Origin of the sequence: Carnobacterium mobile DSM 4848, assembly GCF_000744825.1 — a bacterium.
Taxonomy (GTDB): domain Bacteria; phylum Bacillota; class Bacilli; order Lactobacillales; family Carnobacteriaceae; genus Carnobacterium_A; species Carnobacterium_A mobile.
In genome coordinates this window covers 1,407,789-1,431,899 of sequence record NZ_JQMR01000001.1, presented here as the reverse complement: position 1 = coordinate 1,431,899, position 24,111 = coordinate 1,407,789, and the positions used below count along the sequence as shown (strand labels likewise).

Below are 24,111 nucleotides of genomic sequence, written 5' to 3'. Positions count from 1 at the left end.
ATCAAGTTTATATAGATGCAAAGGAACTTTTCCCTTACAAAATAAAACAAACAAATCTCCACTATTGTAACATATCTTTTTTTGCTAACGAGTAACGGTCAGATTTGTATGGTTAATATGAAAAGAGGTTGGGACAAAAGTCCTAACCTCTTTTCATATCCGAATGTTTATTTTAGAACGAGTTCCAAGAAGCAGCCCCGATGTCCACTTCACGAATAATGCTCAATGGTCTGTGACCATACTGCGCTTATTTGTTCCAGTGATTCGGGTCTAAACGCTTTTTGTCTCGCTCCCACTGGTTAGTCTAAATCTATTTTTTTGATTCTTTGCGATTTTTTAACTCTTCCGATAAGAATAATGGCTCATTTGGATGATCATAATATTTTTCATTTAATTTATCTGTATTTTTGACTCCTAAAAGTGCAGCAATTGAAGCAAAACAAATTAAACTGCCTAAAAAAGAAGTTAGAACGACTATCGGTGTCTTTTGGAACCATGGCACTTTTTTCATGCAGAACCTCCTTTTACTAACGATGTCTTTATAGTATCTCTTTTTTTAAAATAGCGCTATCCTTAATAATAAGATAAATGTTAAAATGCTATCTAACAAGTGCTATGGACAAGTATGGAGGTATATTCACCCGATTCGTTCATTCCTGACTCAAAATAGACAAGATCTAGTTCTTTGACTCCATCTTATCTATTGGGTTCCTTTTTTCACTAGTCCCCCTCACTACTTATTTTAAAAACCTTAAATAAAGGCATAAGCAGATAAAAAAGTAGATTTTTTGAAACCTTGTAAAGTGGTATCTTTTATTATTTGAAAATAAACAATACGTGGCGCCGTATAAAAAGGAGAAAAATTATGAAGAAACCAAATGCTTTGAAAAAAGGAGACAAAGTAGCAATCGTCAGTCTTTCAAGCGGTATATTGGGAGAAGAGTTTTGTTCTCACCAACTTAATTTAGGGAAACAACGTTTGATGAAATTAGGGTTGGAGCCAGTCTTTATGCCTAATGCTTTAAAAGGGTTAGATTATTTAAAGCACCACCCTGAAGCGCGGGCTCAAGATTTAAAAGATGCTTTTCAAGATCCTGCTATCAAAGGCATAATTTGTGCTATTGGAGGCGATGATACGTATCGTTTATTGCCATTTTTACTAGAAGATAAAGAATTCATTCAGAATGTACAAACAAATCCTAAGTTATTTACAGGTTTTTCTGATACGACTGTCAATCACTTAATGTTTTATCAGTTGGGAATGGTCTCTTTTTATGGGCCGAATTTTATCAATGATTTAGCCGAACTCGCTGACAATTTGTTGCCGTATACAGAATCCACTCTACATTCTTATTTAGAAGGACAGGAACAACATGAAATCCTTTCTAGTAAATATTGGTATGAAGAACGTACTGATTTCTCTCCAGCTGCTGCAGGGACTGAACGCATTCAACATCTGGAAAAAAAGGGGTACGAAGTTTTACAAGGATTCGGTTCCTTTTCCGGACCTTTGTTAGGAGGGTGTTTAGAAAGCTTGTATGGTTTGCTGGCAGGTGAACGTTACCCAGATGAAGTTGAAGTAAGTCAGAAGTACCACTTGTTTCCGTCTATAGAACAATGGGAAGGGAAAATCTTGTTTCTAGAAACCAGTGAAGAAAAGCCTACGCCAGAGGAATTGGAAAAAGAACTATTGGCTTTAAAGCAAACCGGTATTTTCTCTGCTATTAAAGGTATCTTGATTGGAAAACCGCAAGACGAAATGTATTATGAAGCGTATAAAGAAATATACAAAAAAGTTGTTTCGGATGATACACTGCCCATTTTATATAATGTTAATTTTGGACATGCTTATCCGCATTGTGCTTTGCCCTATGGAGTAGATACAACAGTAGATTTGACCCGAAAAACGATTTCTTTTAATGAATCGTATTTTCAAACTACTTAGTATAAAAAATGATAAAGACGTATTTCGGTAATTTTCATTCTATTACCAGCATATAACCGTAATTTGACCACCTAAATGAATAGGTGGTCTTTTTTTAAGCAGTGTACTCCTCTTTTAATAAAGCCATTAAGTAGGCATTTTTGTATTTACCTTTAGTATAGAACTGTTCTCTCAATAAGCCTTCTTTTTTAAAGCCTTGAGATTCGTAAATGTAAACTGCTTTTTCATTATCAGTATCGACATATAAATATACTTTATGCATATTCAAAATATCGAAAGCATAACTTGTTGCCCGTTCAAAAGCAAATTTAGCATAACCTTGTCCACTGAATTCTGGTTTGATAATGATTTGAATTTCACAATTACGATGGATGTAATTGATTTCGACTAATTCAACTATACCTACAGTTGTTTTATCATCTTCTACAATAAATCTTCTTTCAGATTCATCTAGTAAGTGCTTATCGAAAAGGTATTGCAGCTCAGTAAGCGATTCATAGGGTTCTTCAAACCAGTAAGACATAATAGAGTGTTCATTATTTAACTCGTGTACAACAGGCAAGTCATTAATTTCCAGCGCTCTAAGTTTCAAAATATCTCTCCTATCCATAATATATACCTATACTACCTGATTCTAGCTCTGTAGTGCAATCTTTATAAGTTGATTTCAGGGCTCATCTTACATAAAAGAGGGAGAAAATAATATTTTCCATCGTATCACTACTTTGCTAGAAGTAAAATATCTTTTAGCCGACAGAGATGAGGATATGATTTTCCTTTTTTCTTTATTTTAGCTAAAATAAAAAAAAGGAGAGGGTATAGATGAATGAAGCAATGAAAGTCAACAATATCGAAGAGTATATGAAACCGCTAGATATCGAGGTAGCGCAAAACTTTGTATACGGTTATACAGAACCAGGATTGCTGTCTTCTTTTACTTATGGAGCGCTAGCATCTTTTGTGGATATGAGTCATTTTTTACTGATCTTTTCGCCAGACGAAATTGTTTTGGTCGGGTTAACACTGATGGGTGATTTCTCAGATACATATGCTCGTATTCCTCGTCAGGATATTGAACTGTTTAAAGCAAAAAAAGGATTGGTTCAGTATAAAATAGAAATAAAAGTTAAAGGAGAAAAAAAGCTGAAGTTTAAGGCAAACAAAATGATTGCAGCTGCAAAATGGCAAAAGGGCAATCTAGTTTTCCTTGAATCGAATAATTGGTATCAATCGTAGAAAATTAGTTTAAATCAAATAGTTCGATTGTCATTATCGAATAGACAGAATTAAATGATGGTATTTTTGATTTATTTAGCTTTTTTATAACATTAATTGCTATCTAGATAATTGTGTCTTGAACCGCAGGTAAAATAGATTCACTTAAAAGAAAAAAAGTTGAGCCCCAAAATAGGGGTCGGCTTTTTTCTTTACTGTTAGCGGCCATTTCAATGATCAATGAAACTTAGAGTATACATATTTTGAAAAATAGGAGTTAGAGTAAAAATGAGGACTGAGGATGCTTTATTAGTAATAGTAGGGTTATTGGCAGCAGTAACCGTGCTCTTTTTAACGTTAGGCATGTGGTTATATTTGAAGAATCAAAGAATTAAGAACAATAGCGTAGATCATGTATTAGGAAAAGTGGTTGGTTACTCTGCTAACCAATCACGGGCACCTATTGTAGAGTACGAAGTTAACGGTAGAAAATACAAAAGCACTTTGCGTTATTCAGCAGTTATAACAACTTCTTCTACTTTTAATCCTGTAAAATCAGAGATAAAAGGTGATTTATTAGCTACAAAGTTGAGAATAAGAAACAATTCTGTGATGTCAGTTAATACAATCATGCAAGAATCTTTTCCTATAGGAAGTAGGATGAATGTTTATTATAATCCTGATAAGCCGAAAGAGTCTTTTGTTGAGCGTTTTGCACCGAGTTATGTAGGAATGATATTTATGGGTGTTGCTGTTATTCCTATAGTTAGTGTTGTTTTGATTATTGTTTTATCTTGATAAAAATATAGAAAGAGGAGAATAAAATGGAATACGAAGAAATCATCGAAAGAATGTCTAATCAAAAATTGTATTACTGCAATGACAAACGGTTACTTAAAAATCAAACAGATTATTTAGAATTCTTATACGATTTCAATCATACTCGACCGGGCGAACAAGAAAAAAGAAATCAACTGTTAAGAAAAATGTTTGCTGAAATTGGCGAGAATTGTTTTATTGAGCCGCCATTTCACTCAAATTGGGGTGGAAGAAATTTGCATTTTGGCAATGATGTTTATGCTAATTTTAATTTGACCGTTGTGGATGATTGCGATATTTTTGTGGGCAATGCGGTATTATTCGGCCCGAATGTCACTCTTGTAGCCGGAACGCATCCAATCCACCCAAAGTTAAGAAGCAAGCAGGCACAATACAATGTTCCGGTTCACATAGGAGATAATGTCTGGATAGGAGCAAATTCAGTTATCCTTCCAGGTGTGCACATTGGAGAAAATACCGTTATCGGCGCCGGCAGTGTGGTTACAAAAGATATACCGGCCAACGTTGTAGCAATCGGCAGTCCTTGTCGGGTCCTCAGAGAGATTAATGATCAGGATATGCACTATTATTATCAAGATTTAGAAATAGATATAGAGTGAATGAAGATGAATAGGTCCAGTTTCCTCCATAAACAGGAGGGAATTTGTATCTCTTCACTACAATACGATGCTGGAGCCGCTGAACATTAAGTTAGCGGTTTTTTTGTGGTGTGTCTTTGAATCAAGAGAAGAAAAAATGCAAATTAATGCAGTTGGTTATATGGATGATAAAAAAGGTTGACAATAAATGATTACAGTTGTAAACTAAGTATAGAACAAATCGATTACGCGTGTAAATGAAAAGAGGGACTTTAAATGACGACAAAAGTAAAAATAACGATCACTGAAGCTGAATGGGAAGTAATGCGTGTTGCCTGGACAGCTGAAGCGGTCACGAGCAAAGAGATTGTTGCTGTTTTAAAAGATAAAATGAATTGGAAGCCCGCTACGATCAAAACCTTGATCGGTAGACTAGTCGAAAAAGGGTTACTAGCAACTGAACCGGTCGGAAATAAATTTATTTACACGCCTACTGTCAGCGAAGAGGATAGCGTTAAAAATGTAACATCCGATGTATTCGCACAAATGTGCAATAAAAAAGTCGGCACAACACTCGCTAATTTATTGTCAGACGCAACATTGAGCCATGAAGACGTACGATTGTTAGAAGAAGTTTTAGCTCAGAAAAAGAAAGAAGCTGTAGATGAAGTAGCGTGCAATTGTGCTCCCGGTCAATGCAATTGCTGATAGCTTAGAAAAAATTTTAGGAGGAGAGAATATGGCCCATAAAACATTCGCAATTGAGGGGATGACCTGTGCTTCCTGTGCGCAAACGGTTGAAAAAGCTACTAAAAAATTACCAGGAGTACAAGAAGCCACTGTTAATTTAGCAACAGAAAAGTTGACCATTGATTATGATCAAGCTAGTTTGTCAGAAAAAGATATCCAAGCGGCAGTAGCTGATTCCGGTTATCAAGCCGTTAGTCCAGGAGTACAAAAAACGTTTTCTATTGAAGGAATGACCTGTGCTTCCTGTGCCCAGACGATCGAAAAAGCTGTGGGAAAGTTAGCTGGCGTTTCAACTGCTAGTGTTAATTTAGCCACTGAAAAAATGCAGATTCAGTACGATCCGGTTGAAGTAACATCTGCTGAAATTACTCAGACAGTAGCGGACGCTGGTTACGAAGCCATCGAAGAAGTTGACTCTGCCGCTGAAGCAGACAAGCATCAAGATAAGAAGGCTGTCTACATTCAAAGCATCTGGAGACGATTTTGGATTTCTGCGCTCTTTACGGTTCCATTATTGTATATTTCAATGGGGCATATGCTGGGAGCGCCAATTCCTGAATTTCTAAATCCAGCAGTGAATCCTGGTGCATTTGCCATTGCTCAACTTATTTTGACTATTCCAGTTATTTTTTTAGGAAAGAAATTTTTTACAGTTGGTTTCAAAGCGTTGTTTAAAGGCCATCCAAACATGGATTCATTAGTGGCCTTAGGAACCAGTGCAGCATTTATTTATAGCGCAGGAGCGACTGTTGGAGTTTTCATGGGGCATCCTGATTATGCAATGGAATTGTATTATGAATCAGCTGCAGTTATTTTAACGCTCATCACTTTAGGAAAATACATTGAAGCACTTTCCATGGGAAAAACTTCCGAAGCGATCAAAAAATTAATGGGTTTAGCTCCTAAAACGGCCCGTGTTATCCGTAACGGACAAGAAGTGGAACTAGCGGTTTCGGATGTTCAAGTCGGCGATAACATCGTTGTCAAACCTGGAGAAAAAATGCCGGTGGATGGAACGGTCACTGAAGGAACGACTTCGGTTGATGAAGCAATGCTGACAGGAGAAAGTATGCCAGTCGAAAAAAGTAAAGGCGATACGATCATTGGCGGCAGTATCAACACAAATGGAACGATCCAGTATGAAGCGACAAAAGTTGGAAAAGATACGGCTTTAGCACAGATTATCAAATTAGTAGAGGATGCACAAGGTTCGAAAGCACCGATTGCTAAATTAGCGGACACGATTTCCGGCTACTTTGTTCCCATTGTGATTGGGTTAGCCTTGCTTTCTGGTTTGGCGTGGTTTATTGCAGGGCAGTCTGGTATCTTTGCTTTAACGATCATGATTTCTGTTTTAGTGATTGCTTGTCCATGTGCGTTAGGATTAGCGACTCCCACGGCGATTATGGTAGGAACTGGAAAAGGCGCTGAACATGGCGTTTTAATCAAAAGCGGGACAGCACTTGAAGCCACTCATCAAGTACAAACGATCGTCTTTGACAAAACAGGAACCATCACAGAAGGCAAGCCTAAAGTAACGGATATCATCAATACAAATGAATTTTCTAAGGAAGATTTGCTGCTTTTAGCTGCTTCTGCTGAAAAAGGATCGGAACATCCACTGGGTGAAGCTATTGTCAATGCGGCAGAAGAACAAAAGATGACTTTATTGAAGACACATGATTTTAACGCTGTTCCGGGACATGGAATTGAAGGAACGATAAATGATCAGTTTGTTTTATTAGGAAATAAAAAATTAATGGATGAACGCTCAATTACATTGGGAACGTTGACCACTGTTTCAGATGAATTAGCAGGTCAAGGAAAAACGCCTATGTATGTAGCGGTTGACGGTCAATTGGCTGGTATCATTGCCGTTGCGGATACGATCAAAGAAAATAGTAGAATGGCCATTGAAAAATTGCATCGCATGGGATTAGAAGTTGCGATGATCACGGGCGACAATACCCGGACTGCTGCTGCGATTGCCAAACAAGTCGGAATCAACCGCATCTTAAGCGAAGTGTTGCCAGAAGAAAAAGCAAACGAAGTGAAGAAACTTCAAGCTGAAGGCAAAAAAGTTGCGATGGTAGGAGACGGGATCAATGATGCACCGGCTTTAGCACAAGCTGATATTGGAATTGCTATTGGTTCGGGAACAGATGTTGCCATTGAATCAGCGGATATTGTTTTAATGAGAAGTGATTTGATGGACGTTCCAACGGCAATTGAATTGAGTAAAGCAACCATCAAGAATATCAAAGAAAATCTATTTTGGGCATTTGCTTACAACACACTGGGCATTCCGGTTGCAATGGGAATCTTATTCCTATTCGGCGGACCATTATTGAATCCGATGCTTGCCGGAGCAGCGATGAGCTTTAGTTCCGTATCGGTCTTATTGAATGCTTTGCGGTTAAAGAGATTTAAACCAACTACAAGATAAATAAAAAAAGTAAGATCACTAAGTTTAAAGGAGAGAGATAAGAATGCAAAAAGAATTAACAATCGAAGGTATGAAATGTGAAGGCTGTGCCAGTACAGTTGCTGAAAAGTTCCAAGCAGTAGACGGCGTTGAACGTGTAATGATTGATTTAGCCAGTAAAACGGCTATTGTAGAAAGCCAAAAAGACATCCATGAATCGGTATTTCAAGAGGCGCTGGCTGATACCAGCTATGCTGTTGTACCAAACGCTAAATAATGTATTTGGGAAAAGAAGAACAGATGCTGATGACCAATCAGTATCTGTTTTTTTGGATGATAAAAAACAACAAGTTGATGAGTTGAAATCAAAAATTTTTTTAAATGAGTTGACTTCCACAGCGTTATTCAGTATGCTTTGTTTATCAAATTCAAATTGTGAGGGATTATTATGGAAAAGCAATCAGCAATCCAGAATCAACTACAATTAAATAACTATTACTTTAGCTATCTTAGATGCTGTTTGTAGAAATGATGACTCATGGATGCAAACAACTAACAACTTTGTTTGTATCTATAATGGCTAGAGCTCTTTGAGTTTGATGATTTATGCCACATAGATGAAATTTAAAATCTAGGTGGTTATCACATAACTTTTATACTAAAACGTCTTTTTGTTGAACATAGACGAAACACCCACCTAGATTTTAACCAAAATCTAAGTGGGTGTTTTTTTATTGGTTAGGAAATTCGGTTGTCATTAATGGGTTAGCTAAAAGAGGAGAGCTGATGGGCTTCTCTTTTGGATAAACCAAAAAAATAGGAGGAAGAAGAAATGAAAAAGAAGCAAAGAAAAAATAATAAGCTAGTAGGTTTAGCTATGGCATTTATTACAGCACTCAGTTTGGCAGCATGCGGAAATGCAGCAGGCAGCCAAAAGGATGAAGTCGTACACGTAGGTATATTGCAGTTTATGGAGCATGGTCCATTATCTTCTGCTCGTGAAGGATTTTTAGATGAATTAGCAAAAGCAGGTTATGTTGATGGCGAAAATTTAATAGTTGATTACCAAAATGCTCAAGGAGACCAAGCTAATTTGCAAAGTATGAGTGAGCGGTTAGCTGGAGAAAATGATGTGATTTTAGCTATTGCAACTCCCGCAGCTCAAACGTTAGCCAATTTAACGAGTCAAGACCCCATTTTGTTTACAGCTATTACAGATCCTGTTGATGCTGGTTTAGTGGAAAGCAACGAAATGCCAGGTATGAATCTTACCGGAACAAGCGATATGGTACCGATTGAAGATCAAGTTTCTTTGTTATTGTCTCTTACACCTGACGCTCAAACGATTGGTATTATTTACAATTCCAGTGAACCGAATTCTAAAGTTCAAGCTGATTTAGCACAAAAAGCGCTCAAGTCTTCGGGAGTAAAAGTCAAAATAGCAACGGTCACAACAACCAATGATGTTCAACAAGTGATGACCTCTCTGGCTCAAGCAGTTGACGGAGTTTACATTCCTACAGACAATACTTTAACCAGTACGATGCCGACTGTCAGCGAAATCGCAAAAGAATACAGCTTGCCAGTAGTTCCAGGCTCAGCTGGAATGGTGGAATCTGGCGGATTAGCAACTTTCGGAATCACATACGAAGACTTAGGGCGTCAGACAGCTCAGATGGCTTTAGAAATAATTCAGCAGGGGAAAAAACCAGCTGAAATGCCAGTAGAAACCTCTGATCAGTTAGAACTATTCATCAATGAAGAAACAGCCGAATCTCTTGGCATTGATCCAGCTAGCATCATTATGCCAGGAAAAACAGATTAACAAACAAGGTCCTCAATTAAATGGATGTTTGAGAACGAGCAATTTTTCCGTGTAACCGCAGACCAAGAGCAATGGCAATAACCGCCTTGATGATGTCCCCGGGAATAAAGATCAACATTCCCATTTGGAAAATTTGAAATACTGATAAGTTGCTACCCAAATAACCATTTAAAATAAATGCCATATAAGGAAGTCCAATCAGGTAAATAATCAGCGAGCCGATAAGAACAGCTACTGAAACAGTTTGCATAGAGAAACGGTATTTTTCTAATATAAACGCGATAACATACGCTCCTGCTGCAAAGCCAAAAACAAAGCCAAAACTTGGAGTGAGGAAAGATTGAAAGCCGTTTATGAGGACGACTAAGACTATATGCAACCCTTGCGACACAAGGGCATTGTTTTTTGTCAGCAATATTCCTGTCAATAAAGCAAATAAGGTTTGCAGGGTTAAAGGAATCGGCCCAAGAGGAATACTGATAAATCCGCTGATAAAGGTTAAGGCAGCCATAACACTGCAATACGTAAGATCTCTTGCACTCATTTTCATTTTAGGTTCTCCTTGTTAAATGGACGTTTGATGGTTATTTCGCCATAAGATAAGGTGCGATGTTCGCCATCTTTCATTTTAACGATCAAACCGCCTTGTTGATCAATATCAATTGGAACAGCTTCAAACTCTTGTTTTCCTTGTTTAAAGTTGATTTTTTTACCAAAGACAAAACAACGTTCTTTGTAAGCTTCAAGATATTCTCTGGTCTCAATCTCTTGGTAAATATGATGGAATTGATTAATGATTTCAGCAATCAACTCATTACGAGTTAGTTCAGGGTTTTCTGAGGATAATAAACTTCCTGCGATGGATTGCAATTCAGCTGGAAAGCCTTCAAGCGGCATTCTAAAGTTTAAACCGATTCCCAGAATAATGGTTTCAATCGTTCCATTTTCAAAATTTGTGACGGCTTCAGTTAAAATACCTGAAATTTTATACCCGTCTAAGTAAAGATCGTTGACCCATTTGATTTGCGGTTTCTTATTTGTTACTTTTTCAATCGCCAAACAGACAGCAACGGCAGCAGCAGTTGTGATCAAAGTTGCATCCATCGTCGTCAAATGCGGTTTTAGGATAAGGCTCATATAGATGCCCGTTTGTGGCGGAGAATAGAAAAATCTTCCTAAACGTCCTTTGCCTTTTGTCTGCTCTTCAGATAAAACAATCGCTTCTGTAGTTGCTTGGTCAACAATTATTTTTTTCGCTTCATTATTAGTCGATTCCGTTGTTTTCAAAATATGAAAAGGCCGTTCTTTTAATTCCGGCAGCAAGAAAGGACGTATCGCTTCAGCCGATAAAAGATCAGAAGTTGCAGAGAGACAATACCCTTTATTCGGTACTGCTTCAATTGCATAACCGTCTTCTTTCAATAAATTGATTGCTTTCCAAATAGAAGTTCGAGAAATCTGTAGGGTATCCGCTAATTCTTGACCAGAAACAGCGGATCCTTTATTTTTTTCTAAAAAAGCCAATACACGTTGTTTTGTTGTCATACCTATCACCTCTTTAACAAGAGTGTAACGATTGAACAAATGAATGTCAACCCAATTTTATTTATGGGTAACGACAGATTATAGAGATACCCGAAAATGGATGAGGCAAAAAATAAATGCATAAGTATTTTTTTCGCTGGTTGTGTTACTATTGTTTTAAAGCAGGTCACTAGTTATTGTTAAGTCAATTTTAGGTAGCGTCTGTTTCAATTTTATATGGAGACTATTTGCTGAATAAGTATCAGTTAGACTGAAACAGGCAAAGTGCAATAAAAAAAGGAAGGCAGAGGAGTTTTTATATGGAGATGAACGAATTTCTTGAGTTTTGCAAACAAGGGCATCCGATTTCAGAAGAGGATAAAGAAGTAAATGAACTTTCAGCCCACTGCAGTGATGAAGCTCAAAAACTCACTATGACTTTGAATACATCCTATCATTCAACAGAAGAAATAGTGGCTATTTTTAGTGAATTGACAGGCAAAAAAATCGATCCTTCTTTTGTCTGCAATCCGCCGTTCTATACAAATTTTGGAAAAAATATTTCTATTGGGAAAAACGTATTTTTTAACATCGGTTGTTCCTTTCAAGATAGAGGCGGGATCAGTATCGGAGATGGTGCCTTATTGGGAATGAACGTTACAATTGCTACACTCAACCATGGCTTATCTATAGAAACACGAAACACTGTTTATCCTTCTTCCGTTACAATTGGAGAGAATGTTTGGATCGGTTCCAATTCAACTATACTGCCGGGTGTCACTATTGGAAATGGGTCCGTTGTGGCTGCAGGAGCAGTTGTCAACAAAGATGTGCCAGCGGATACAGTTGTTGCAGGTGTACCAGCAAAAACCATTAAAAAGATCAATACTGAAGCAAAATAAATCATTTTAAAAGGGGAGGAAAAGAGTGGAAGATAAAGTAAGACATCTTGTTTTTTACCAGCAGCTGGACAATCAAGAATGGCCGCTTTATTTAGCTGCCACATCAGAAGGACTCTGTTTTGTCGGTTCTTTGGGTGAAGGTTTCGCTGAATTAGAAAATTGGACTGAAAAATATGTACCGGGTGCTTTGTTAGAAGAAAATGAAGCAGAGACAGCTAAATACGCTGAACAATTGCAAGAGTATTTTAAAGGAGAAAGAAGCCGCTTCGATATTCCGCTTAATGCGATTGGAACCGTCTTTCAACAAGAAGTATGGGCAGCATTAAAGGAACTGCCTTATGGTGAAACGACTTCTTATGGAGAAATCGCTGATAAGATCAATCGACCTGGTTCTTCCCGCGCTGTCGGAACCGCCATTGGGAAAAATCCTATTTTAATTGTTGTTCCTTGTCACCGAGTAATCCATAAAAATGGAGGAATTTCCGGCTACAGGGGTAAATTGCCTATGAAGAAGAAACTGTTGGTTTTGGAAACAAAAATGACCTTTGGCAAATAAAGTTTGAACTGATAGTGATTTGAATGTCGGTTGAATGAAAAAATAATAGTAAGCTGAAAGTGATCTGTCTATTTTTTCTGTCAAGCGAAAGTAAAAATGTCCCAAAACCAAGGGTCACATTAATGCAAGCTTTTACTTCGCAAAAGCTTGCATTAATGTGACTGAATTTGTTAAAATTAGCCTTAAGCTGTTTGTTCAGCTTCGTACTCTTCGAGTGTTTTTCCGACACTGCGAAGATATCTTTTGAAAGATTCTAGTTTCCACGGGTGAGATTGTGGGGGAATATACTGGCGTCTTTCTTTTTTTTGCTCTGGAATCGGATCAAACTCTTTTGAGTAATAGTCATGCTCTTTCAGGCTCCTTGTTGTGTATATTTTTTCAGCTATATTTACATAGATATCTCCATTAAACGCTTCGATAATTAGCACCTTTGATTTTCGTGTGAAGTATTTATCTTCACTACCTTCCGTAGGCAGGTAGTAGTTATTTTGATAACGAATATGATGCCCACTATCCACTTTTCTATTCGCTACTCGTGCTAATAACAAATTGATTTCAGATTTAGTTGGTGCCTTTTCATAAATGGATTCCTTCGTTTTATGACCAAACTTCTTATTGAAAGTTCTAACCCATTTCGTTAAAAAATGATTGGATTCCTCAATAGATTGTATTCCAGCTAATTCTAAATCTACAGGAAGTCGCGATTGAACAGTCCCGTTTAAGCGCTCTACACGTCCTTTAGCTTGTGGAATAGATGAAGTTCTAATCTCAATACCGAGTTGATGACAGGCAAACCCGAACTGGGTAAATGTATCTTCTTCAACCGCTCTCATGGCTTTTGATGTGTATTCAAAAACCGTTCGTTTATCTGTCAAAAAAGCTAAGGGAATGCCTTGTTTCGTTAGAATCTGATTGAGCACATGATAATAACCCTTGAGTGTTTCTTGCGTATCGAAATAAGCCCCAACGATATTACCAGAAGCGTCATCAATAGCTAAATGAAGATGTGTCACCTCTTTACCAAACCAGTTATAGGAACTGGCATCCATTTGAATAAGCTCCCCCTGATATTTCTTTCTAGGACGGCTGGGATGGCTTTTTTCGGGTAACTCCATTTGATCTTCGGCTCTTGGAACCAATGGGTTCTCAGCCTTTTTTTCTCCTTTCATCGATTTAGCTTTGATTCGAGCTTTTATTTTCTTACGCGTTTTTCTTTGGGTTTTAGGTGATAAAATATTCGCTTGATATAAAATACGACGAATAGTCGTATCGGTGTAACAGATGTCATAATCCTCCTTCAGAATTTCAGTAAAATGCTTCACATTAGGCTGTATCTTAAAACTTTGATAGAGCTCGACCACTTGTTTTTTTGTTTCCTTTGGCACAGCGTGCTTAGCCGTTTTTCCTCTGTTACCGTGTGAAAAAATAGCTTTTCCTCCTTTTTGATAGTCTTGAATCAATCTGTTGACTTGCCTCGTCGAGAGCCCAAGTTCAACACAAGCTCTCTTTTTTTCCTTTCTTTTTTCTGCCACAGCTTTTATTACTTTATATTTTTTATCTTCATTCATCGTTAGCATGATCCTTTTCATGAGTTTATTTTATCATTTTGGGACATTTTATGCTTCGACCTACTTAGGACATTATCACGTTCGAATGATAGCTGAAAGTGATCTGTCTATTTTTTCTTGACTATTTAAAAATAATCTTTATACTAAAATTTAATTGCACAAATCGATTGTTTTCTAGGGTTCCGCAATCTAAATGATTGGACTGGTCCGAGAGAAAACGCACAGTTTTTCTGTGTCACGGAGGGACAAAAGCCCGGGAGTAACTGGTAAACAGTTCACTTTCGAGCTTTTTATTTTGCAATAAATGAGGAGGGAAACTTTTATATGAATAAGCATTGGGGAAAAGTATTATTAGGTGCTGTTTGTGAAGTACTATGGGTAGTTGGTTTAAACCATGCGACGAATGTTTGGGAATGGCTAGGAACACTTTTTGCAATCGTGCTTAGTTTTTATTTGATTATTGCAGCAAGTCAATACATTCCAGTGGGAACAGTATATGCAGTCTTTGTTGGTTTAGGAACAGCAGGAACAGTCTTTTCTGAAATTATTTTCTTTAACGAGCCTTTAAATATCAGTAAATTGCTGCTGATTTTTCTTTTACTGGCCGGTGTTATAGGCTTGAAGTTAGTGACTGAAGACAAACCTGAAAAAGGAGGTGTTTCTTAATGGCGTGGCTTTCATTAATTGCAGGCGGGTTATTCGAAGTAGTGGGTGTCATGATGATCAATCGACTGAATCAACACCGCAATTGGCAATCACTGCTTTTATTAGCAGTAGGTTTTGGAGCTAGTTTTTTCTTTCTATCGTATGCGATGAAAACCATTCCTATGGGAACAGCTTATGCTATCTGGACAGGAATAGGAGCATCTGGCGGAGCTTTATTAGGAATGTTGCTGTATGGTGAATCAAAAGACTGGAAAAGAATCCTTTTTATTGCAATGATCTTAGGAGCAACAATAGGGTTAAAATTAGTGTCCTAATGAAAAAGGATCTAGCTAAAAAGCTGGTTGAGGGAAATTAACTCAATCAGCTTTTTTAGATAGTAAGGTAGTATAAAAAAGTGTAGGAAAGTAGGGATAATTAAATATTTTATAGTTTTTTATTTTGTTATGCAGTTAGTAAAGGATGAATTGTCTGGTAGAGCCAGTCTAGCAAACAATAGTAGTAGAAAACAGGGAAGAAATGTTAAGTAGAAGTACGCTTGTTAATAAAAGAATAGGCAATCAGTAAAGAAGCACTTATCAAAGGGTTCAAAATTTCAAATCATTTATTTTTTACTAGTTGATGAATCAGCTAAAGATGAAAGACTCCTATCAATTATTCTCTAAGATACAGATTTTCTGGTGCTTTTAGAAAGTCATCTCATGTAATATCAGTGCAAGGGGTTGAAAGAGTATTGTTCCCGAAACTTATTTCCCTATATTTCTTACGATTTTGAGCGTCTTATCTCGCTTTTATTAAAACTATCAAACCTAAAAAGAGCTGTTTTTTGCTTAATGAGAATGAATCCTTTAAAGTAGATAGTATATAACAGATGAATTTTAGGAGGGAAAAAAATGAATCAATTCATGGAAAGAGCATTAGATCTTGCTGAAAAGAATGTTCGTGATGGAGGCCAGCCTTTTGGAGCAGTGCTAGTAAAAGATGGAAAAATTGTTGCTGAAGGTGTAAATGAGCTTCATCATACCTATGATATTAGCGGACATGCTGAAATGCTGGCTATTCGAAAGGCGCAATCAGAGCTTCAAACACATGATTTATCGGAATACACAATGTATGCTAGTGGAGAGCCGTGCCCCATGTGTTTAGCAGCGATGTATTTATCTGGTATGAAGCAAGGATTTTATTGCGTATCCATCGAAACCGCAGCGGAAGCAGGGTTAGGAATCTCTAAAACCATTTATACAGATTTTAAAAAATCGCGTTCTGAACGAAAACTTTCTATGCAGCAAATACCGTTAGAAAAAGAACAAGAAAACCCATTGAAAAAGTGGCAGGAAAAACAATAAGAATCGTCGATTGGTAATGTTTTGAAAAAGTTACGAACAATAAAATAGAACTGAAAAAATAATCATTTGAAATTTGTGCCTCAAGTTTTGAATGATTGTTTTTAATGACAATAGAGTTGTTTGCGCTTTTATCATCTGTTTGATTTAGAGAAAAAATAAGCTATACTGATAAAAAGAGAGTTATTTTTTAGATGTTCGCACTAAAAAAGAAAAAACAGTATTATTGGTATTGTGTTCTATCGTGTTGATTTTTTTACTGAACAGTTGTTTATCATCATTAGACAGCAAACCTCCACTTATAAGCGACGTCGTAATTGGAGGTAGTTCAAGCTACACTAATATTAGCTCGTTAATAATTTAAAAAAGGGAGATGACTATGATAAAAGCAGTTATTTTTGATATGGATGGTGTGATAGTAGACACTGAACCGGTCTATTACGAAAGGCTCCATGAGTTTTTTAAATATAATAATATTCACACAGAGACCGAGGAATTGAATAAGATTGTGGGTTCCAGTTCTGTCGATACTTGGGATGCTATTCAGCGAATTTGGGGTAAAGAACTAGATAAAAACCAGTATGAAGCAGCTTATGATGAATTTTATAAAGATATGCCGATTGATTTCAGAAAAATAGTAGATCAAGACATCACTTTCGTACTTGATTGGCTGACCAAAGAAAATTATAAAATAGCTCTAGCTTCTTCTTCATCTCACAGCAATATTCTAGAAGTTTTAGAACAATGCAATATTAAACATTATTTTCATTCTATTTTAAGTGGAGAAATGTTTAAACAGTCAAAACCACACCCAGAAATCTACTTAAAAACAGCTGAAACATTAGAAGTGAAGCCTGAAGAATGCCTTGTGATCGAAGATTCTACTTATGGCATAAGGGCAGGGAAAGCAGCTGGAATGTATGTATTGGCTAAAGAAGACAACCGCTTTAATTTCAATCAGGATCTTGCAGATGGAAAAATCAAAAGGTTAAATGAAATCATTACAGAATTAAAAAATTAAGCTTGTACAAAAGTAAAACTAGCATTCTTCGATAAGGAATTGAAGAAGACTAGTTTTTTTATTTTGCATACAGTAAGCATTAAGAATTCCTTTCCATATGATAGGTAAGTTAAATTTATGGTTTTGTGCTTTTCAACTGCAGCTAAAATAATTCGATTTTAGCTGCTAAAAATTGTTTAACGCCTCATTCTGTATGGTTGTATAGCTTTATGGTAGATAAATCCATTATATAGACCTTAAGTGCGTGGGGAAAAAAAGATATGGTCCACAAAACCTTTTTATGTGCCTGAAGTGTCAAAAAAAAACGAAGATAAGGTAGGCAAACTCATTTCAGATTCTAACGATCAAACTCCGAGTCGGTTTTACTTTGAAAAAAGACTTCTTTGAAGTATTATGAAATCAAATCTTACTTATAAAAAATCAGGAGGTTTCTAATGAATCCAAATTATAGTAAATTATTTGAACCTTTTACCTTTGCATCTGGTGTAACAATTAACAACCGTGTCATTATGGCGCCGATGACGACTAATTCATCTTTTGAAAATGGCATGGTAACTACCGATGAACACAATTATTATAAACGTAGAGCAGCAGGTCTTGGTGCAGTGATTACTTCTTGTGCGCAAGTAATGGAGAATGGAAAATTTGCAGGATCACTCAGTGCAGCTTCTGATAATCGCATTGAGAGCCTTTCAAAATTAGCGAAGTCCATTCAAAGTACAGGTGCTAAAGCAATTTTGCAAATTTTCCATGTAGGACGGATGGGTACAAGCAGAACATTGAGAGGCGAACAACCGGTTAGTGCAAGCGCAGTGCCAGCTCTTCGAGATTTTGCAGAGACACCAAGAGCCTTGTCGGATGAAGAAGTACGTGAACTGGTAACAGCCTATGGTGAAGCCACTAGAAGAGCTATCCTAGCTGGCTTTGACGGTGTTGAATTGCATGGAGCAAACACCTATTTGATTCAACAATTTTTTTCTCCACACTCGAATCGCAGAGACGATTTTTGGGGAGGTACACTTGAAAAGCGAATGAACTTTCCACTCGCAGTCGTACAAGCAGCAAAAGAAGCTATCAAAACCTATGCAGAAAAACCCTTTATACTCGGTTACCGAATTTCTCCTGAAGAAATGGAAGAACCGGGCATTACATTGGATGATACGTTACAGTTAGTAGCCAAATTAAAAAATCAAGGATTAGATTATCTCCATGTTTCAGTCGGAAATGTGATGCAACGTTCAATGCGGGACAAGAGCAATAAGAAGCCAATTATTCAAATCCTTCAAGAACAAGTAGGAAAGGATTTTCCAATTATAGGGGTTGGATTAATTCAAACCCCTGATGAAGCTATCAATGCTTTGGATCTAGGAATTCCACTAATTGCCGTTGGGCGCGAACTGATTGTGGAGCCTGATTGGATCAAGAAAGTTAAGGAAGGAAAAGAAGATGCTATTCGTACAGAAATTCATCCTCAAGACCGAGCAGATTTAATGCTGCCTGATGCAATGTGGGAATATGTAGAAAGCAACCCTGGCTGGCTTCCAATTGTTGAAACAAACCGTTAAAGTGAAGCAGCGTTATTCAAAAGAAAAGAAATAACCAACAAAGGTTATTTCTTTTCTTACGGTATAAGGGCTTATATAGTTTTTTTCTAAATCAGTCTCAAATACAAAAAATAAGCAACTTAAAAGGAGGGAATAGTTAATGGTGAAAAGACAAAAGAAACCTGTTTTTGTCTTTATAGGGAGTTTATTTTCGCTACTGCTCGTAGCTTGTACTGCAAATCATACAAAAAATGGTGAACAATTAGTTCAGGATCCAAATAGACAAACAATCGAAAATGTTCTGCAACAACTATTGAATGCACCTGATGAAGAACTTCTGACAGAATACTATTACGTAACGCGTACAGTTGATGAAAACCAGAAACAACTAGCTCAGCCAGTGATAAATTAAATAATCTATTAGATGAAAGATTTGGCGACTTCTTTACAATAACAGGCTATGAAAAATTCATTGATGGACTGGGATTTAAATACTCTATTGAAGCAGAGTCTTCAGAGTACCAATTAATGGTAAATGGAATAGATGTTACCCAAGATAAAGATGCTTCTCAGCATTATGTTTTTAAGGTTCATTTAGTCTATACAACAGATGAAGGAGAAGAAAAAACAGCTCTTGTGACAGGAAAAGCAGAAAGCCAAGAAAAAGGAAAATTGTCTTCGATCGAAATCAAAGATGATGAAGGGCTAGAACAGGAGATGATTGAAAATAGCCAATAAGCTATTCGAGCATTAAGTAACGTTATGTAATTGTCTCTATTGAAACTAAAAAGATTGGCTATTCCAATTCATCCGCCAATTTTTTTAGTTGTTCTTTGTTCTGCAACCAGTAGTTTCTGCCATCTTTTTTTAACCAGCCCTTTTCACAAAATTGTTTAAGTACATAAAGAAGATGACGATAGCTGACGTTTAGATAATCAGAAGCTTCAGTATGCTTTTCACTATAGCTATTCTTTTTTTCAGTAAGCAGAATAAAAGCAGCTAGTCGGTTTTCTAATGGATAACCGCTATTTTTCGCGTAATTTTTTGTTCTTGTCAGTGTTCTTTCTCCTAATGTCTTGCATAATTGTTGTAAAAAATAAACATCTTGCAGCAACTTCTGACCACATTCTTTTAAAGAAAAAGCAATACAAACACAATCTTCCATAGCTTGAATGCCTTTTGCTTGAGTCTCAACTCCGACTAAACCTAAATCTCCAATAAGCGAATACTCGGTTAAAAAATTAATTAGAGATACTTTCCCATTTTTATGCGTCATAAATACTTTAGCTTTACCAGAAACTAAGTAATAAAGGTAAGGAAAAGCTTCTCCTTCGTTTGTTAACATCTCTTTCTCTTTAAATGTATGAATAGTAGCATAAGGAAGAAAATTTTTAGAGAATAGGGATTGAACTTTTACATCGCTTAGATAAGCGTTAATTATTTCTTGATTATTTTCAGCTTTCATCAACTCACCTCATTATTAGTATGAGATTTCTCATACTAAATTACAAGAAGGAATGTTATTCTGTTTAAGAACAGCAAACGATTTTTTATGACAATATGAGAAAGGAAAAATAAAAATGACTAAACATACCTCTTTAACTTTAAAGTATGCCGGTTTACAAAGCCTTTATTGGATGTGTTTTTGTGCCATTTATGGTTTTGCATCAGTATTTTTGTTGGCAAAAAACTTTGAAAATCAGCAAATTGGTGTGATACTAGCGCTGGTAAATATCTTTTCGGTTGTGTTGCAGCCTGCAGTTGGCTTTTTGGTTGATCAGTTAAGCAGTCTATCTTTAAAAAAGGTGATTTCTTCTATCGCAATCGTGAATATCCTTTTTTTAATCAAATTAATTACGGAACCGGATAATCTTCTTATCAGTACAGCATTATATATTGGCGTAACTTCATTAACACTTACATTACAGCCTTTGCTCAATTCACTAATTTTTGAACACATTAATGAAGGGCTAGAGATCAATTATGGCTTAACGAGAGGAGTAGGCTCACTTTCTTTTGCTTTTATTTCCTTTTTTCTAGGAAGAGCGCTTAATAAGTACAGTGCAAATATTATCCCGATTCTCTGTATTTCTTTATATCTGATCTTTTTACTTCTCGTAGTCACTTTTCCCGCAACGGAAACACAATTGAGCAGAGATCCATCCGGTCTTCACTCAAATGAAGCAACACGCCCTAAAAGCCTGTTGCATTTTTTTAAACAATACGAACGTTTTCTTCTTTTTTTAACAGCTATCGTATTTCTTTTTGGATTTCATACGATTATTAACAGTTACTTAGTGCAGATTATGTCTAGCCTTGGCGGAAAGGATAGCGATTTTGGTTTATCTTTAACAATCGCAGCTTCTGTAGAATTGCCGGCGATGTTAGGATTTGGTTATTTAGCTTCCAAATATAAAAGCAGTTCATTACTAAAAATTTCCAGCTTTTTCTTTGTTGTTCGTAGTCTGTTGTTTCTTGGATCCAGCACCGTTTGGATGATCAATGTTGCTCAATTATTCCAAGCGCTTTCTTTCGCAATCTATGTTCCAGCATCAGCTTATTATGTGAACAAATTAATGAAAAAAGGGGATAAAGTAAAAGGTCAGACTATGGTGATTGGAGCAACTACTTTAGGAAGTGTTTTTGGAAATGGGCTAGGAGGTTGGTTGTTAGATAATGCAACGGTTCATACAATGCTAACCGTCGGGATGCTGAGTGCAGTCTTCGGTTGCTTGCTACTGTTTTATGCCATAAAAAAAGAAATTTAAAATATAAAAATGAAAGAGAGATTGAAATGATGAAAAATTACCGAACATTACTATTTGATGTGGACGATACGTTACTTGATTTTGGTGCAGCAGAAAAACAAGCTTTAACGTTACTTTTTGAAGAACAACAGCTCTTATTAACAGCAGAAATTGAATCTCGGTACGGCCAAATTAATCAAAGTCTATGGAAAGCATTTGAAGAAGGAAAAATTGGACGTGACGAAGTGGTCAATACACGTTTTTCTACTCTATTTAAAGAGCTGGAAAAAGAAATTGATGGGATTTTATTTGAACAAAAGTACCGCAATTACTTAAATGAAGGACACGATTTAATGATGGGTGCATTTGATTTGGTTCAGGAATTAAAAGATGATTATGATTTGTATATCGTAACTAATGGCATTTCAAAGACACAATACAGACGGTTACAGGATTCAGGACTTTATCCATTGTTTAAAGATATTTTTGTTTCAGAAGATACGGGTTATCAAAAACCTATGAAAGAATATTTTGACTATGTTTTTGCCCGTATTCCGAATTTTTCAAAAGAACAGACATTGATCATTGGCGATTCTCTTACTTCAGATATCAAAGGCGGTCAACTAGCCGGCATCGCTACTTGTTGGTTCAATCCTGAAAACAAAGTAAACAAAACGGGTATCGAACCTGATTACCAAATCCAATCGTTAGAAGAACTTTATCAAATCTTACAAAAACAACTCGTTAAATAAGCAGTTTGTATTCTTGTACACTTATCGACTCTCTTTCATTGAGAGAGGATAAGTGTATTTTTTTAAGCTGATAGAAAAGGTTTGCATTTTACATTTATGCGGAGTACAATTAAATTGTGCACAACTTAAACAGGAGGGAATACATGAAAGGCAATCATTTTTTATTAGAAGAGCAGTTATGCTTTTCAACTTATACTTTATCCAAACAGTTTACAAAATTTTATCGTCCTATTCTGGAACCTTTTTCATTAACTTATCCACAATACTTAACACTGCTTTTATTATGGGAAGAACCAGAACAAAGCGTTCAAACGTTAGGGAAAAGGTTGGTATTGGATAGCGGAACGCTAACTCCTATGCTGAAAAGAATGGAAAAAAACGGCTATATTACTCGAAATCGTAATCCGGAAGACGAAAGACAAGTAATGATCAAGCCAACAAAAAAAGCAAATGACATAAAGGATGAGTTGCTTAAAAAGATTGCTAATTGTCTTTCTCTTTTAAATTTTGATGAAAAAGAATATTTTGCTTTAATTGCTCAACTCAACGAGTTAACTACAAAACTAGGAGGAATAAATGATGACAAAACTATATGAAACAAAAATGATCAACACAGGCGGCAGAAACGGTGAAACTCATTCTCCAGATCATTCTGTTGAATACAAAATATCAGCCCCTGGCAGTAAAGGGGAAGGAACAAATCCTGAACAATTGTTTGCAGCAGGATACGGTTCTTGTTTTAATGGAGCTCTTGAATTAGTTCTTTCACAAGCAAAAATAAAAGCAGCAAGTACAATTGACTGTACAGTTGCTTTATATAATGATCCAAACGAAGGTTTTGAACTAAAAGTTGTGTTAGAAGGCGAAATCAGTGGATTTTCAACAGATGAAACATTAGAATGGATGGAAAAAGCTCATCAAGTATGTCCTTATTCTAAAGCTACCAGAGGAAACATAAACGTTGAATTAAAAGCAAAATAAGCTGAAAAAGAATGGCAAGGATGGATACCTGTTCAGACAGCCGTTCAATCAATAGACAAAAGAAACCTTAATGGCTAGTTCCTTTTAATAGGCAATTAGAAATTAAGGTTTTTGTATACTAAAAAGACAGAAAATTAAGCACAAACAAGTAGTTAGCTCCCTAAGCAAACAAGAACGTTTGTTTGTTTTTTATTCCCATTTGTGCGATCACATGCTACTATAGAAGGAGAAAAAATTATACAAAATGCACAATAGGAGTAAGTTATGCAACTATTCAAAGGAAAGAAAAATAAACGCCGTCTCTTCATCGTTTTAGCACTTCTCAGCTTCATCAGTACAAATTGGTTTTACCGTACCGTCTTCCAACAGAAGCTAGCCTTATATTTAAAGCCGATGTATAGTTTACCAGATACCCGGATTGTTTCATTGGTGATCTCTTTAGGATTGGCTTTTCTTTTAGTTGGGATCTTTTATCACATTATTTACCGTATGAAAGGTATAAATAGTTTGAAATCCTCTACACTTGTGTATGGAATAGCCTTGATCGGTTTCTTATTTTTTAACAGTTCCAGCCAGGATGGAACGACACTAAATCCATTAGCTTTTATTGGAGAATTAGTAAATGGCAGTGGTGTAGATACGTTCTTTAACTTAGCTTGTTTTATTCCATTAGGTTCTTATTTGAAGCGGTGGAATCTTAAGAAATTAGCGATAAAAACAGTTATTCCTTTATTTTCAGTAGAGCTTGTTCAATACATAGTGGGGCTGGGATCTTTTAATGTGAGCGACTTGCTTTTAAATTATATGGGATTATTCGTAGGGTACCAATTGATGAATGCTCGTTTTGTTAAACGGCTGATAACTAAGTAGCCAGAATATGAAATACTCTATAAAAAAGCTCTCTTTTATTTCCGATACGTAACTGGAAAGAA

Annotated in this window: 29 protein-coding genes and 1 riboswitch; of the genes, 23 read left to right on the top strand and 6 right to left on the bottom strand. The window is 36.3% G+C overall.

Translation table 11 applies throughout. The features are described from left to right. Nucleotides 1-310: 310 nt before the first annotated feature. Nucleotides 311-511 (bottom strand): hypothetical protein, encoded by a 201-nt coding sequence (locus BR87_RS06695; RefSeq protein ID WP_035030196.1) that lies wholly within the window; start codon nucleotides 509-511, stop codon nucleotides 311-313. 354 nt (nucleotides 512-865) lie between these two features. On the opposite strand from BR87_RS06695, the gene BR87_RS06690 reads away from it, so the two are divergent. Then, the gene (locus BR87_RS06690; protein ID WP_035030193.1) at nucleotides 866-1,945 is read left to right on the top strand and encodes a S66 family peptidase; all 1,080 of its coding nucleotides are present in this window, start codon (nucleotides 866-868) and stop codon (nucleotides 1,943-1,945) included. Nucleotides 1,946-2,039: 94 nt separating this feature from the next. Here the strand turns inward: BR87_RS06690 and BR87_RS06685 are convergent, their stop codons facing one another. After that, entirely contained in the window at nucleotides 2,040-2,537 is a 498-nt protein-coding gene (locus BR87_RS06685) for a GNAT family N-acetyltransferase (protein ID WP_035030191.1), read from the bottom strand. A gap of 230 nt (nucleotides 2,538-2,767) precedes the next feature. On the opposite strand from BR87_RS06685, the gene BR87_RS06680 reads away from it, so the two are divergent. The 8 genes from BR87_RS06680 (at nucleotide 2,768) to BR87_RS06645 (ending at nucleotide 9,578) form a co-directional block, all read left to right on the top strand. Then, the gene (locus tag BR87_RS06680) at nucleotides 2,768-3,181 is read left to right on the top strand and encodes a hypothetical protein (RefSeq protein WP_035030187.1); all 414 of its coding nucleotides are present in this window, start codon (nucleotides 2,768-2,770) and stop codon (nucleotides 3,179-3,181) included. A gap of 267 nt (nucleotides 3,182-3,448) precedes the next feature. Further along, the gene (locus BR87_RS06675) at nucleotides 3,449-3,958 is read left to right on the top strand and encodes a DUF3592 domain-containing protein (RefSeq protein ID WP_051929713.1); all 510 of its coding nucleotides are present in this window, start codon (nucleotides 3,449-3,451) and stop codon (nucleotides 3,956-3,958) included. 26 nt (nucleotides 3,959-3,984) lie between these two features. Further along, complete coding sequence (locus BR87_RS06670; RefSeq protein ID WP_035030183.1) at nucleotides 3,985-4,599, top strand: sugar O-acetyltransferase; 615 nt, start codon at nucleotides 3,985-3,987, stop codon at nucleotides 4,597-4,599. A gap of 255 nt (nucleotides 4,600-4,854) precedes the next feature. Further along, the gene (locus BR87_RS06665) at nucleotides 4,855-5,286 is read left to right on the top strand and encodes a CopY/TcrY family copper transport repressor (protein WP_035030180.1); all 432 of its coding nucleotides are present in this window, start codon (nucleotides 4,855-4,857) and stop codon (nucleotides 5,284-5,286) included. 31 nt (nucleotides 5,287-5,317) lie between these two features. Continuing rightward, nucleotides 5,318-7,774: a heavy metal translocating P-type ATPase gene (locus BR87_RS06660; protein WP_035030177.1), complete on the top strand. Its 2,457-nt coding sequence runs from the start codon at nucleotides 5,318-5,320 to the stop codon at nucleotides 7,772-7,774. A 43-nt stretch (nucleotides 7,775-7,817) separates the two neighbouring features. Continuing rightward, nucleotides 7,818-8,030, top strand: coding sequence for a heavy-metal-associated domain-containing protein (locus tag BR87_RS06655; protein ID WP_035030174.1), 213 nt, complete (start codon nucleotides 7,818-7,820; stop codon nucleotides 8,028-8,030). Continuing rightward, the gene (locus BR87_RS06650; protein ID WP_035030172.1) at nucleotides 8,005-8,241 is read left to right on the top strand and encodes a hypothetical protein; all 237 of its coding nucleotides are present in this window, start codon (nucleotides 8,005-8,007) and stop codon (nucleotides 8,239-8,241) included. Before BR87_RS06655 ends, BR87_RS06650 begins: the two co-directional genes overlap by 26 nt. A 344-nt stretch (nucleotides 8,242-8,585) precedes the next feature. Then, nucleotides 8,586-9,578, top strand: coding sequence for an ABC transporter substrate-binding protein (locus BR87_RS06645; protein ID WP_035030169.1), 993 nt, complete (start codon nucleotides 8,586-8,588; stop codon nucleotides 9,576-9,578). A gap of 16 nt (nucleotides 9,579-9,594) precedes the next feature. Here BR87_RS06645 and BR87_RS06640 read toward each other — a convergent pair whose 3' ends face one another. Together BR87_RS06640 and BR87_RS06635 are read right to left on the bottom strand one after the other, a co-directional pair. Then, a complete protein-coding gene (locus tag BR87_RS06640; protein ID WP_226799605.1) occupies nucleotides 9,595-10,128 on the bottom strand; it encodes a biotin transporter BioY in 534 nt (177 codons plus the stop codon). Further along, nucleotides 10,125-11,123 (bottom strand): biotin--[acetyl-CoA-carboxylase] ligase, encoded by a 999-nt coding sequence (locus tag BR87_RS06635; protein ID WP_035030166.1) that lies wholly within the window; start codon nucleotides 11,121-11,123, stop codon nucleotides 10,125-10,127. The genes BR87_RS06640 and BR87_RS06635 overlap by 4 nt, the downstream gene beginning before the upstream one ends. A 299-nt stretch (nucleotides 11,124-11,422) precedes the next feature. On the opposite strand from BR87_RS06635, the gene BR87_RS06630 reads away from it, so the two are divergent. After that, the gene (locus tag BR87_RS06630; protein WP_035030164.1) at nucleotides 11,423-12,004 is read left to right on the top strand and encodes a sugar O-acetyltransferase; all 582 of its coding nucleotides are present in this window, start codon (nucleotides 11,423-11,425) and stop codon (nucleotides 12,002-12,004) included. A gap of 25 nt (nucleotides 12,005-12,029) precedes the next feature. Further along, nucleotides 12,030-12,560 carry a methylated-DNA--[protein]-cysteine S-methyltransferase gene (locus BR87_RS06625; protein ID WP_035030161.1) on the top strand — a complete coding sequence of 177 codons (531 nt, stop codon included), beginning with the start codon at nucleotides 12,030-12,032 and terminating at the stop codon, nucleotides 12,558-12,560. 182 nt (nucleotides 12,561-12,742) lie between these two features. Here BR87_RS06625 and BR87_RS06620 read toward each other — a convergent pair whose 3' ends face one another. Further along, a complete protein-coding gene (locus BR87_RS06620) occupies nucleotides 12,743-14,128 on the bottom strand; it encodes an ISNCY family transposase (protein WP_035028598.1) in 1,386 nt (461 codons plus the stop codon). Between the two features lie 163 nt (nucleotides 14,129-14,291). Then, nucleotides 14,292-14,390, top strand: a riboswitch (guanidine-I (ykkC/yxkD leader). Between the two features lie 62 nt (nucleotides 14,391-14,452). Here BR87_RS06620 and BR87_RS06615 point away from each other — a divergent pair. The 7 genes from BR87_RS06615 (at nucleotide 14,453) to BR87_RS06585 (ending at nucleotide 19,437) form a co-directional block, all read left to right on the top strand. Further along, on the top strand, nucleotides 14,453-14,794 hold the full coding sequence (locus tag BR87_RS06615; RefSeq protein ID WP_035030159.1) for a DMT family transporter: 342 nt from the start codon (nucleotides 14,453-14,455) through the stop codon (nucleotides 14,792-14,794). Further along, entirely contained in the window at nucleotides 14,794-15,108 is a 315-nt protein-coding gene (locus BR87_RS06610; protein ID WP_035030157.1) for a DMT family transporter, read from the top strand. The genes BR87_RS06615 and BR87_RS06610 overlap by 1 nt, the downstream gene beginning before the upstream one ends. A gap of 576 nt (nucleotides 15,109-15,684) precedes the next feature. Continuing rightward, the gene (locus BR87_RS06605; protein WP_035030155.1) at nucleotides 15,685-16,137 is read left to right on the top strand and encodes a nucleoside deaminase; all 453 of its coding nucleotides are present in this window, start codon (nucleotides 15,685-15,687) and stop codon (nucleotides 16,135-16,137) included. Between the two features lie 376 nt (nucleotides 16,138-16,513). Continuing rightward, nucleotides 16,514-17,155, top strand: coding sequence for an HAD family hydrolase (locus BR87_RS06600; protein ID WP_035030152.1), 642 nt, complete (start codon nucleotides 16,514-16,516; stop codon nucleotides 17,153-17,155). 434 nt (nucleotides 17,156-17,589) lie between these two features. After that, nucleotides 17,590-18,720 carry an NADH-dependent flavin oxidoreductase gene (locus BR87_RS06595; RefSeq protein WP_035030148.1) on the top strand — a complete coding sequence of 377 codons (1,131 nt, stop codon included), beginning with the start codon at nucleotides 17,590-17,592 and terminating at the stop codon, nucleotides 18,718-18,720. A 139-nt stretch (nucleotides 18,721-18,859) separates the two neighbouring features. Next, entirely contained in the window at nucleotides 18,860-19,111 is a 252-nt protein-coding gene (locus BR87_RS06590) for a hypothetical protein (RefSeq protein WP_035030145.1), read from the top strand. 116 nt (nucleotides 19,112-19,227) lie between these two features. Beyond that, nucleotides 19,228-19,437 (top strand): hypothetical protein, encoded by a 210-nt coding sequence (locus BR87_RS06585; RefSeq protein ID WP_035030142.1) that lies wholly within the window; start codon nucleotides 19,228-19,230, stop codon nucleotides 19,435-19,437. A gap of 58 nt (nucleotides 19,438-19,495) precedes the next feature. Here the strand turns inward: BR87_RS06585 and yeiL are convergent, their stop codons facing one another. Continuing rightward, a complete protein-coding gene (gene yeiL, locus BR87_RS06580; RefSeq protein WP_035030139.1) occupies nucleotides 19,496-20,164 on the bottom strand; it encodes a transcriptional regulator YeiL in 669 nt (222 codons plus the stop codon). A gap of 115 nt (nucleotides 20,165-20,279) precedes the next feature. Here yeiL and BR87_RS06575 point away from each other — a divergent pair, with 115 nt between their 5' ends. The 5 genes from BR87_RS06575 (at nucleotide 20,280) to BR87_RS06555 (ending at nucleotide 24,049) form a co-directional block, all read left to right on the top strand. Next, a complete protein-coding gene (locus BR87_RS06575) occupies nucleotides 20,280-21,467 on the top strand; it encodes an MFS transporter (RefSeq protein WP_035030136.1) in 1,188 nt (395 codons plus the stop codon). A gap of 29 nt (nucleotides 21,468-21,496) precedes the next feature. Beyond that, nucleotides 21,497-22,198 (top strand): YjjG family noncanonical pyrimidine nucleotidase, encoded by a 702-nt coding sequence (locus tag BR87_RS06570; protein WP_035032917.1) that lies wholly within the window; start codon nucleotides 21,497-21,499, stop codon nucleotides 22,196-22,198. A gap of 143 nt (nucleotides 22,199-22,341) precedes the next feature. Continuing rightward, complete coding sequence (locus BR87_RS06565) at nucleotides 22,342-22,794, top strand: MarR family winged helix-turn-helix transcriptional regulator (protein ID WP_035030133.1); 453 nt, start codon at nucleotides 22,342-22,344, stop codon at nucleotides 22,792-22,794. Further along, nucleotides 22,778-23,179: an organic hydroperoxide resistance protein gene (locus BR87_RS06560; RefSeq protein WP_035030130.1), complete on the top strand. Its 402-nt coding sequence runs from the start codon at nucleotides 22,778-22,780 to the stop codon at nucleotides 23,177-23,179. The genes BR87_RS06565 and BR87_RS06560 overlap by 17 nt, the downstream gene beginning before the upstream one ends. Nucleotides 23,180-23,443: 264 nt before the next feature. Further along, the gene (locus BR87_RS06555; RefSeq protein WP_035030127.1) at nucleotides 23,444-24,049 is read left to right on the top strand and encodes a VanZ family protein; all 606 of its coding nucleotides are present in this window, start codon (nucleotides 23,444-23,446) and stop codon (nucleotides 24,047-24,049) included. Nucleotides 24,050-24,111: the final 62 nt, after the last annotated feature.

What these genes read in the sequence shown, in the direction of transcription:
- BR87_RS06695 (WP_035030196.1), bottom strand. Translation starts at nt 511, where the DNA reads ATGAAAAAAGTGCCATGGTTCCAAAAGACACCGATAGTCGTTCTAACT.
- BR87_RS06690 (WP_035030193.1), top strand. Translation starts at nt 866, where the DNA reads ATGAAGAAACCAAATGCTTTGAAAAAAGGAGACAAAGTAGCAATCGTC.
- BR87_RS06680 (WP_035030187.1), top strand. Translation starts at nt 2,768, where the DNA reads ATGAATGAAGCAATGAAAGTCAACAATATCGAAGAGTATATGAAACCG.
- BR87_RS06675 (WP_051929713.1), top strand. Translation starts at nt 3,449, where the DNA reads ATGAGGACTGAGGATGCTTTATTAGTAATAGTAGGGTTATTGGCAGCA.
- BR87_RS06670 (WP_035030183.1), top strand. Translation starts at nt 3,985, where the DNA reads ATGGAATACGAAGAAATCATCGAAAGAATGTCTAATCAAAAATTGTAT.
- BR87_RS06665 (WP_035030180.1), top strand. Translation starts at nt 4,855, where the DNA reads ATGACGACAAAAGTAAAAATAACGATCACTGAAGCTGAATGGGAAGTA.
- BR87_RS06660 (WP_035030177.1), top strand. Translation starts at nt 5,318, where the DNA reads ATGGCCCATAAAACATTCGCAATTGAGGGGATGACCTGTGCTTCCTGT.
- BR87_RS06655 (WP_035030174.1), top strand. Translation starts at nt 7,818, where the DNA reads ATGCAAAAAGAATTAACAATCGAAGGTATGAAATGTGAAGGCTGTGCC.
- BR87_RS06650 (WP_035030172.1), top strand. Translation starts at nt 8,005, where the DNA reads ATGCTGTTGTACCAAACGCTAAATAATGTATTTGGGAAAAGAAGAACA.
- BR87_RS06645 (WP_035030169.1), top strand. Translation starts at nt 8,586, where the DNA reads ATGAAAAAGAAGCAAAGAAAAAATAATAAGCTAGTAGGTTTAGCTATG.
- BR87_RS06640 (WP_226799605.1), bottom strand. Translation starts at nt 10,128, where the DNA reads ATGAAAATGAGTGCAAGAGATCTTACGTATTGCAGTGTTATGGCTGCC.
- BR87_RS06635 (WP_035030166.1), bottom strand. Translation starts at nt 11,123, where the DNA reads ATGACAACAAAACAACGTGTATTGGCTTTTTTAGAAAAAAATAAAGGA.
- BR87_RS06630 (WP_035030164.1), top strand. Translation starts at nt 11,423, where the DNA reads ATGGAGATGAACGAATTTCTTGAGTTTTGCAAACAAGGGCATCCGATT.
- BR87_RS06620 (WP_035028598.1), bottom strand. Translation starts at nt 14,128, where the DNA reads ATGAATGAAGATAAAAAATATAAAGTAATAAAAGCTGTGGCAGAAAAA.
- BR87_RS06615 (WP_035030159.1), top strand. Translation starts at nt 14,453, where the DNA reads ATGAATAAGCATTGGGGAAAAGTATTATTAGGTGCTGTTTGTGAAGTA.
- BR87_RS06610 (WP_035030157.1), top strand. Translation starts at nt 14,794, where the DNA reads ATGGCGTGGCTTTCATTAATTGCAGGCGGGTTATTCGAAGTAGTGGGT.
- BR87_RS06605 (WP_035030155.1), top strand. Translation starts at nt 15,685, where the DNA reads ATGAATCAATTCATGGAAAGAGCATTAGATCTTGCTGAAAAGAATGTT.
- BR87_RS06600 (WP_035030152.1), top strand. Translation starts at nt 16,514, where the DNA reads ATGATAAAAGCAGTTATTTTTGATATGGATGGTGTGATAGTAGACACT.
- BR87_RS06595 (WP_035030148.1), top strand. Translation starts at nt 17,590, where the DNA reads ATGAATCCAAATTATAGTAAATTATTTGAACCTTTTACCTTTGCATCT.
- BR87_RS06590 (WP_035030145.1), top strand. Translation starts at nt 18,860, where the DNA reads ATGGTGAAAAGACAAAAGAAACCTGTTTTTGTCTTTATAGGGAGTTTA.
- BR87_RS06585 (WP_035030142.1), top strand. Translation starts at nt 19,228, where the DNA reads ATGGTAAATGGAATAGATGTTACCCAAGATAAAGATGCTTCTCAGCAT.
- yeiL (WP_035030139.1), bottom strand. Translation starts at nt 20,164, where the DNA reads ATGAAAGCTGAAAATAATCAAGAAATAATTAACGCTTATCTAAGCGAT.
- BR87_RS06575 (WP_035030136.1), top strand. Translation starts at nt 20,280, where the DNA reads ATGACTAAACATACCTCTTTAACTTTAAAGTATGCCGGTTTACAAAGC.
- BR87_RS06570 (WP_035032917.1), top strand. Translation starts at nt 21,497, where the DNA reads ATGAAAAATTACCGAACATTACTATTTGATGTGGACGATACGTTACTT.
- BR87_RS06565 (WP_035030133.1), top strand. Translation starts at nt 22,342, where the DNA reads ATGAAAGGCAATCATTTTTTATTAGAAGAGCAGTTATGCTTTTCAACT.
- BR87_RS06560 (WP_035030130.1), top strand. Translation starts at nt 22,778, where the DNA reads ATGACAAAACTATATGAAACAAAAATGATCAACACAGGCGGCAGAAAC.
- BR87_RS06555 (WP_035030127.1), top strand. Translation starts at nt 23,444, where the DNA reads ATGCAACTATTCAAAGGAAAGAAAAATAAACGCCGTCTCTTCATCGTT.